Here is a 7,696-nt window from a genome sequence, read left to right as displayed (position 1 = left end):
CGGATTGGGCTCGGCAACACAGCCCAGTTCCTTCTCGACAAGGAGGGTGCGAACGTTAAGCGGCTCAGTTTGGCGATGGCGCGGGGATGCGGATTGCCGTCGTTTGCGGCGTACCGGCGCTACTATGGCCTGTCGCCGATTCGAAGTTTCGAGGAATTAACGGGCGAAACGGAGATGGCTGCACGGCTGCGTGCGTTGTATGGGCACGTCGACAAGCTCGAATGGTTCGTCGGTCTTTTCGCGGAGAACTACGGACCCTCCAGCATGATGGGCGAACTGCTTGTAACCATGGTCGCCAACGATGCATTCACCCAGGCGCTGACCAATCCGCTGCTCGCTGCGAACGTCTACAACGAGGATACGTTCGGAGAAGAAGGTATGGAGGTAGTGCGGCGCACGACGACCCTCGCCGACGTTATAGTACGGAACACCGGCATCCGCGAACCCGGGAAGGTCAAGTTTAAGGTCACGGCCTAATTGCGGCGTCCAATATAGGGTCGTTGGGCCGGCATCATCACGATCATTGCGTCGATCGTGCGAGGCGGTCACCATGGCGATCCTGTCGCCGGACTGCAGCAACGCGTTGATCCGTTCAGCCGCGCCCGGTGACAGAAGCTCGCCGTTCCAGTCGAACTCGAGCCAATCGAACTCGGAAACCCCCGACCCTCGCCATGGTCCGCTCCTGTCACTCGCTCGCCCCAACAAGCACATAGACTATAAGGTGATCGAGTCCGCGTAGACCAGGCGCCATTCCATCCGCGGCGCACTGCCATACGTGAAGGGCTGCGGATCGGCTTCGAGCCCTTCATATTCCTCGACCTGGATCCGCCACTTACTGTTTGTTCCAGGTAGGCGTGGCGGAAGAGCCTCGGTGAGCGGGACCGTCGCGTTCCAGCCGATGCGGCCGTCATCGCCGATTCCGCTGGGCGCAAGTTCCGTGACGCTGACATCATTCCAGCCGAGATCCGTGTCGATCGCTTCGTTTCGCCGTTGCAGCCGGGCGAGCAGGCGGTGGTTCCTCCGAATGAGCGTGGCAAGGTCCGCGAGCTCACGGCGGGAGCCGGGGCGAATCCCGGTCGGGCCGGTGACGATTACGCGCGCCGTGGAGTCGCTCGGGCGCGAGACGATCGCCGTGCGCTCGGGCGCGAGCTGGGCGAAGTCGCAGAGGACCACGGGCGATAAAGCGAGGCCGGGCAGCGATTGCGGCTGGTACCGGGCGATCGCAAGCCGCACGAACGACCACACCGAAGCGCCCGGTGCGATCGACACGTCGACAAACCAAAGTCGGCGGCTCGGCTGATACTCAGGGCGGTAGCCCAGCGCCGTCACCGATCGCTTGCCGCCGAGTTCGTCCAGCGGCAGCGTGACCGGCCGTTGGACACGCGGGTTGGGACCAGCGGTGTCGTCGTAGCCCAGGGCGGACCAGAAGTCCTCCAGTTCGACGCCGATCGCCCGCTGCCTGGGGCCCGCCTGGAGCCAGATAGGGTCGGCTCCCCATTGGCTGGTGAAGCCGGCGGTGGCGAGTTCCCCGCCGAGCAGCACGCCAAGGAGTTCGCCCTCACCCGAGCTGAACCAGGGCCGCTCGAGGTAGATGCGCAATCCCGCCTGGCGGCTCCGGCGGAAGGCGAAGGGCTGAGCCGGCTCCGTCCCTTCCTCCCACCGGAACAGCGGCAGGACCGACTGCACGACGGGTGCGACGGGCTTGGCGGAGCTCGGCACTGACAGCCGCACCACCGGTCCCGCCGCGCTGCGCGCATCGGGATCGGCGAGCATCGGAGTCGGGAAGTACTCGCGGAACCGGGTGGTCGCTCGGAAGCTGTAGTCGATCATGCGGTGACGGGTGTCGGGAAGATCGTGACGAGCCGGATGCACGCGCACGCTGCCAAGGCCCGGCACCTGCACCGTGACTGGAGTTCCGCTGCTCTCGGCGCCGGGCTCCCGGCCCCCCAGGATCACCGCTTCCTCGGACTCCTCGATCGCAACGCTGAAAGCGGTGCCGAATCTTTTTTCCTGCCGTGCTTCCGGCTGCGTCACGTCATCGACCATCTCAGTCCACTGGGCCTCGCAGTCCAGCCGCTCGGTACTCGGTGCATGGCAGTTGACGATTCCCGCAAGACGCACCGCAACGTCAGCTGGATCGCGGGCCGGCAACAGCACGGTCGCGACCGGCCGCTGCAGCGGGCGCGGCACGGCGTGCACCAAAACGATCTCTTCCCCCGGTGTGAGCGCATAGAGCCATCCGTCGCGTGCGGCGTCGCGCACCAGCGAAATGTGCCGCGCCGGCTCCGGAAGAGCGTTCCATTGCGCGAGCACCGCCAATCCAGCATCATCAAGCGCGCTCGATACCCGCATTCGCAGCTTGTACCCTGGTGGCATCGCAATGGTAATGCGCCGCCCTTCGACGGCGGCCGCGAGAGTGTCGCCGGAGCTCAAAACAAGACGGTACGGCTCCAGCTCGGGCCAGTCACCGCCATAGTCCGCACGCATGCCGTCGACCGCGAGCAGGCCGGCGAGCGGGACATCCCTGCCTGCGTCCGGGAAGATCAGGGCCACGCCCCTCGCGAGCGGATCGGGAAGATAGGGCAGGCGCAGCTCGTCGGCGTCGTGCACGACATACTCGCCCTTCTTGAGAGCGTTCCCCCGCGGGAGCTTCTCCAAGTCGGTGAGCGGGCGGGCGACTTCCGGACCGGCGTCGATCCGGACCCCGGTTTGCGCGATCTGCTTGGCCGGGTCGGCAATGTCCACGACGTCGAGGTCGAGAAGCGTGCCGTCGTCGCGCAAAGCCACGGCGAGCAGCTTGCTACGGGCCGGTCCGTCCGCGCCGATCGCCCCGTCGAAGCGGCCGTGCAGTTCGGCCAGCATCTGCGAGCCTTTGGGCGGCGCCAGGTGGCGTTCGCTGGTCGCCCGAAAGGCGAGCTCAAGCTCGGGGAAGCCGGACTTGGCGCTGGCGGCATAAGCGTCGGGCGCAACGACGGCGAGTGCGCCGTCTTCGCCCGGTTCGACACCGCTCCGGATCACGAGATGATGAATCGACTCGGCCTCGCTGAAGCGGTGCCGTGCTACCGCGACCGGCGGCAGCACGGGTTCCCAGCGCAGGAAAGTCGTAAGCGGCGTAACGGTGTCGGCCACGACGTCGAGGGTGGCGCCAGCGCCGGACGTTGCCTCCGCCAATCGAGCGAGCTCTTCGGCTGTCCAACGGGGGCGCTGTTCCAGCTCGAACCGCTCCCTGAAGGGCCGCAGTGCCTGTTGAACTTGGCTCGCGCGCGGGATCGGTGGCGCCGCCCGGCGGAGGCGGGTGCCGAGCCTCGCGCCGACCATCCGGTCCACCGCGGCTACGCCGGTAACCCGCACGTCGGCGTTGACGACGGGCGAGGTGTTGCGCAGCTGCACCGGAGCTTGGGTCGGCGCCGCCGGCGCCAACTCCCGAAGCGCCGCAAGTGCCGCGGATTTCGCCGGGGCCCGGAGCTTCGGTGCCAGCGCCTGCGCGCTCTTGAACAGCTGATTGCCAGCGGGGCTCGGATTAGAGGCGGCGAGCGTCTTCTGGTCCGGCGAGTTCCCGGCCAGGTCGACTGACCAGGCACGGAAAGCATAAGAGCGGCCGAAGCGCAGACGGGGCAAGGTCCCGAGCGCAACCCGCGATTGGCTGATCACTCCGCTGGCGGGCGCGGGAAAAGGTTCGCTTGGCTCGACAACCTCCTTGTTGCCGGCATTGCGGACGCGTGGTCCCGGCCGCGGTGCGGCAAGGCTCCAACCGGACCAGCCGAACAGCCCCTCGTGAAGCTTCACCGGCGCACCCTCCACGCCCGGCGTCTCGACGAGGTTGCTGACCCCAATGGCACCGGTCGATGGAACAGCGTCAAGCACCGGCGCTTCCACGCCCTTCACCCTGACATCGAGCAGCCGCTCATGGAGGGAGAACCAGCGCGCCTCCGTTGCATCATAGACTTCCACGCGGAAGCCGCGAGTGACGTCTTCCGTGCTCACCCGCGATGGCCGGCCGGCCGATCGGTCGGTCAGCATCTCGCGCGTCCGGGCGAGCTGCGCACCGACCTCCTCGAGCTTGGCCGTGCGCGCCACGGTAAAGCCTTCCGCCCGAAGCGCGGGTAGGGCGGCGGAGATCGGATCGCCGTTCGCCTCGATCCGCATCATTCGCGGAAGCGACCAGAGAAACCGATCCAGCTTCAGCGCGCTTCCGTCACTATCCAAGATCAAGGTCGCGAAGCGATCCCGGTCGCCAAGGCGCAGCCGGCCGGCCAGCCAGTCCTTTCCGCGCGGGCGGGTGAGGAGCGCTTCACCCCGCCGTTCCAGCGGAGTGATGAGCGGCTCGGCCGCGCCAAGCGCATCCGGCAGCTCGATAAAGCCTTCAACCGTTCGCGCCTTTCGCAGCCGCGCCAGATCATGCACCCGAAGGTCGATGACCAGCCCGACTTTGCGCAGCAGTTCCGGCAGGTCCGCGAAGTGAGCCAGCCGCTCGTGGAAGTCCGGCTCGGGGGATGGCGGCTGCCAAGCGGGCTTTGCACTTGACGATGGACGTTCGATCCCGGGCTCGTCCAGGTCGGGGCGCTCGTAGAAGCGCCGCGTCTGATGGAGTTGGACCAGCAAATCGCCGAAAGTGGGCTTGGGCGTGCGGTAAGCACCTCCGTTCGTTCGCGCGAGCAGCCGGTCCAGGGCCGGGTGGAAAGCGCGCTCGTCGTATCCGCTAGCTTCGACGTATCTTCCGCGGACGCCGCCCTCGAGCAGGGCGGCGACTTCCTCGAGCGGCATGTCGGCCAGGTCGGGCGAGAGATGCTCCAGCATCGCCCGGCCAAGCACGGAGCCGAACGGACGCGGCGGGTCCACCGGGCTTTCAAACATGCTCAGCACTGCGACAGTCCGGGCAGTGTCGTGCACCTCGCGCACCGGGAAGCTCTGCCACTTGCGGTTTTCGAACGTGTCGGTGCCCGGCGCCCGCACCGGCAGGTCCGGAGGGAACAGCTTGGGCCATAGCTCCGAATCCGCCTGGCTCAGCAGCGGCTCCGCGGAAATTGGGCTCCTGGTCTCGTCCAACAGGACGATCTCGGCTCCGAGCAGGCGCTGCGTGAAACTGGCGAACAGTGGGCAGTCGCCGAGAAGCAGCCCAGGCTCCGGATCGTCGACCCGCGGAGCGATGTGCAGCGAAACGTGGAAGGGGCGGTCCTCCGCCGAGGTCAGCGGAAGGGCGGTCAGGGTGAAGCGCTCGATCATGCCGTGCCTCCCGCGAAGGCAGTCCAATACTCATCCCACACGGCGGAGCCGCCGCTCGCGTCGACTTCCAGCATCTGAGCGACGGTCGGATCGCCGTTGGATCCGGCGAAACGCCGTTCCGTGTGGATCCGGACCGACGTGGAGAAGAACAGCACCTCGACCGACACTGTGATCGAGGCTTGGCCGACCATCTTCCCGGTGTGGAACTCGTAGGCGAGCGCCATGTACAGCTCGATGGAAGCAGAGATGAGTGACAGCACGTCCACTTCACCGCGGATGCGGAGGTAACCGGTCAGCGATCCCTGCTCGCCTTCGAGGCGCAGGTAGATGCCGCCCATCGCCGACACGGAGCCTGACGCAACGCCGAAATCGAGCGCGAGAACGGCGCCGAATTCCAGCGCCAGTTCGAGCAGCTCCAGCCGCTTGGGGCCGGCCCGAAGTCCGAAGAATCCGCCGCCGCCCATGAAGGCAACGGCAATGGTGAATGGCCGTTCGCGCGTGCAGAAATTGAAGCCGACATTGACCGGACTGTCGCCTAGGAACGGAATGCGCGCGTCCGCGCCGAGCGAGAGGTTGGTGAGCGAGAACACGCCGACGGCAAGATTGGGAAGGCCGATGCTGAAACCCGCCGTAACACCCTCGGCAGAGACATCGAGGTGGGGTGGGTCGCTGAAGCCGTCGTTCGGGATCAGCTCGCGTAACACGTTGATGAAGGAAAGGACGCCGAGGAACTCAATGTCCCCGAACACGACATCGACGTCCGGTTTGCGGTTCGATCCGCCACGGAAGGCGATTCGATCGAAGTGGAAGCGCATCAGCGGCGCTCCCGGAAAGAGGTCCAGCTTAAACTTGTCGAGCTGAGCGATAAGGTCAACGCTCGGCACCGCGGTCCCACTGGCGCGCACGTCCAGCGAGATCACGAAGCTGCTTGCGTGGTCCACGACAAAGGTCGGATTGTCGGCCGGCCAGCTTTTCAGCTTCGGGCGCCATTCCATGTGCGCCCGAAGCTCCAATGCGATCGGATTCAGCATCTGCAGCAGTGCCGAGATGTCGTCCAGCAGCTCAGTCGGCTTGTTCAGGAACGCGCCGAGCGCGGTCGTCAGCCGCTCGATCTCGGCTCGTGGCGCCGGCCCCAGTTTCGCGGCCTCAGCCGCCGCCTTTGCACCAATTGCGGCGATCCGGCTCTTCAATCCTTCCAGCTTGCTCTTGGCGTCTGCGAGCAGCGCCGCGACCTCCGAAGGCTTGGGAAAATTCGCCACGAGCTTGCCGAGATCCTCGAAGCCGTGCCTGACCTCTTCCGCGTCGGCCGCGACGGCAGGCCCGAGCGCCTTGATGGCGAGGTGAAACTGCTCGAGGTCGGCAAGGAGGCGAGATACGCGGTCTAGCGTCTCAGTCAGAAACTTGGGCGCCGCGGCGAGCTTCTCGCCTTTCTCCAAGATCTCGGTCAGGGGAACCATGCCGAACAACTTAGGCAGCGCACCTTGCAGGAACTTTTCGGGATCGAACTCCTCCTTGCGGACGCTTTCGATATCGCCAACGATGCCGGTCAGTCGCGACAGGCCCTCGAAACCAAGGTTCGGCCTAACGATGCCGCCCGAGCGCTCGCTGCTGGCGAATTCGACCACCTGCTTGGTCGTCAGTTCCAGGAACACCTCACCTGGGTTGGAGCCATCGAAGCCGGCAGCGGCGAAGAAATCGGGATAGCGCACCGCGACCGGCGAGGCGGCTCCAGTCAAGTGGCGGACTGCCGGGACGATCAGCTCTGCCTCGCGCAGATGCGGAACGGGGGCTCCGCCTCCTGGGGGGAAGTCGGCGCGGAAGCGCAGCGCCGCCGTTTCGTTCAGCGTGTCGCCAGGACGGCTCGGCCGCGCATAGGCGAGTTGCTGCCCACGGCCGTCGATGCGGTCGAAGCCGAGCGTATAAAGCGGCTGATCTCCCTTCGCCGTATAGGCGGCCTCGATCGTGGCGGGGGACGGTGACTGACTGGAAACAAACAGCAGGGGCGCTTCGAAGCTGACCGGGTTCTCGTCGCGGTCGCGTGCGTGGAGGATCCAGCGCATGAGGCCCGAGGGCAAGGTCGGCCAGAAAAGTTTGTCGGCGACCGGCGCGCCGGGCACCGGAACCTTGGCTGGGTCGAGAATGTCAGGCGAAACCAGCGGGTCGATGCGCACTTCCGAGAAGGGAAGGTCGTGCTGGGCGTAGTGCTTGATAGGCTCCGCGACGACGATGAACTTGCGCTGGTAGAGGCGGGCCTGGGGTTGCTTGGCCTCCTTGATCTTGCGCTCGGTCACCTTGATCAGCAATGCGCGATGCCCGAACGGGTAGAGGAAGCCTGGGTAGGCAACCCGGACATATTGGTCGCGCCCCATCGGCGCGACATGCTGCCAGTCCTCGATGAGCGGGAGCTCGGGCTTCAGCTTCTCGTAGGGCCTGGTGTCCCAGCGGCCGTCAAGGTCCAGCCAGGCGCCAAGCG

3 protein-coding genes are annotated in these 7,696 nt (G+C 66.2%); 1 reads left to right on the top strand and 2 read right to left on the bottom strand.

The genetic code is table 11. The annotated features are described in order from the left end of the window. The coding region (locus tag QZX62_RS08675) for a peroxidase family protein (protein WP_294173694.1) at window positions 1-477 on the top strand (477 nt) is incomplete at its 5' end. Between the two features lie 237 nt (window positions 478-714). Here the strand turns inward: QZX62_RS08675 and QZX62_RS08670 are convergent. Continuing rightward, window positions 715-5,223, bottom strand: coding sequence for a hypothetical protein (locus tag QZX62_RS08670; RefSeq protein WP_294173693.1), 4,509 nt, complete (start codon window positions 5,221-5,223; stop codon window positions 715-717). Next, a partial coding sequence (locus tag QZX62_RS08665; RefSeq protein ID WP_294173692.1) for a hypothetical protein occupies window positions 5,220-7,696 on the bottom strand: 2,477 nt, incomplete at its 5' end. The genes QZX62_RS08665 and QZX62_RS08670, both read right to left, overlap by 4 nt.

This window comes from uncultured Sphingomonas sp. (assembly GCF_902806265.1).
Lineage (GTDB): Bacteria > Pseudomonadota > Alphaproteobacteria > Sphingomonadales > Sphingomonadaceae > Sphingomicrobium.
The sequence above is the reverse complement of the archived record's forward strand: the minus strand, read 5'-3'. Positions and strand labels throughout refer to the sequence as shown.

Excerpts from the sequence above, each read along its gene's own strand:
- QZX62_RS08670 (WP_294173693.1), bottom strand. The coding sequence starts at position 5,223 with ATGATCGAGCGCTTCACCCTGACCGCCCTTCCGCTGACCTCGGCGGAG.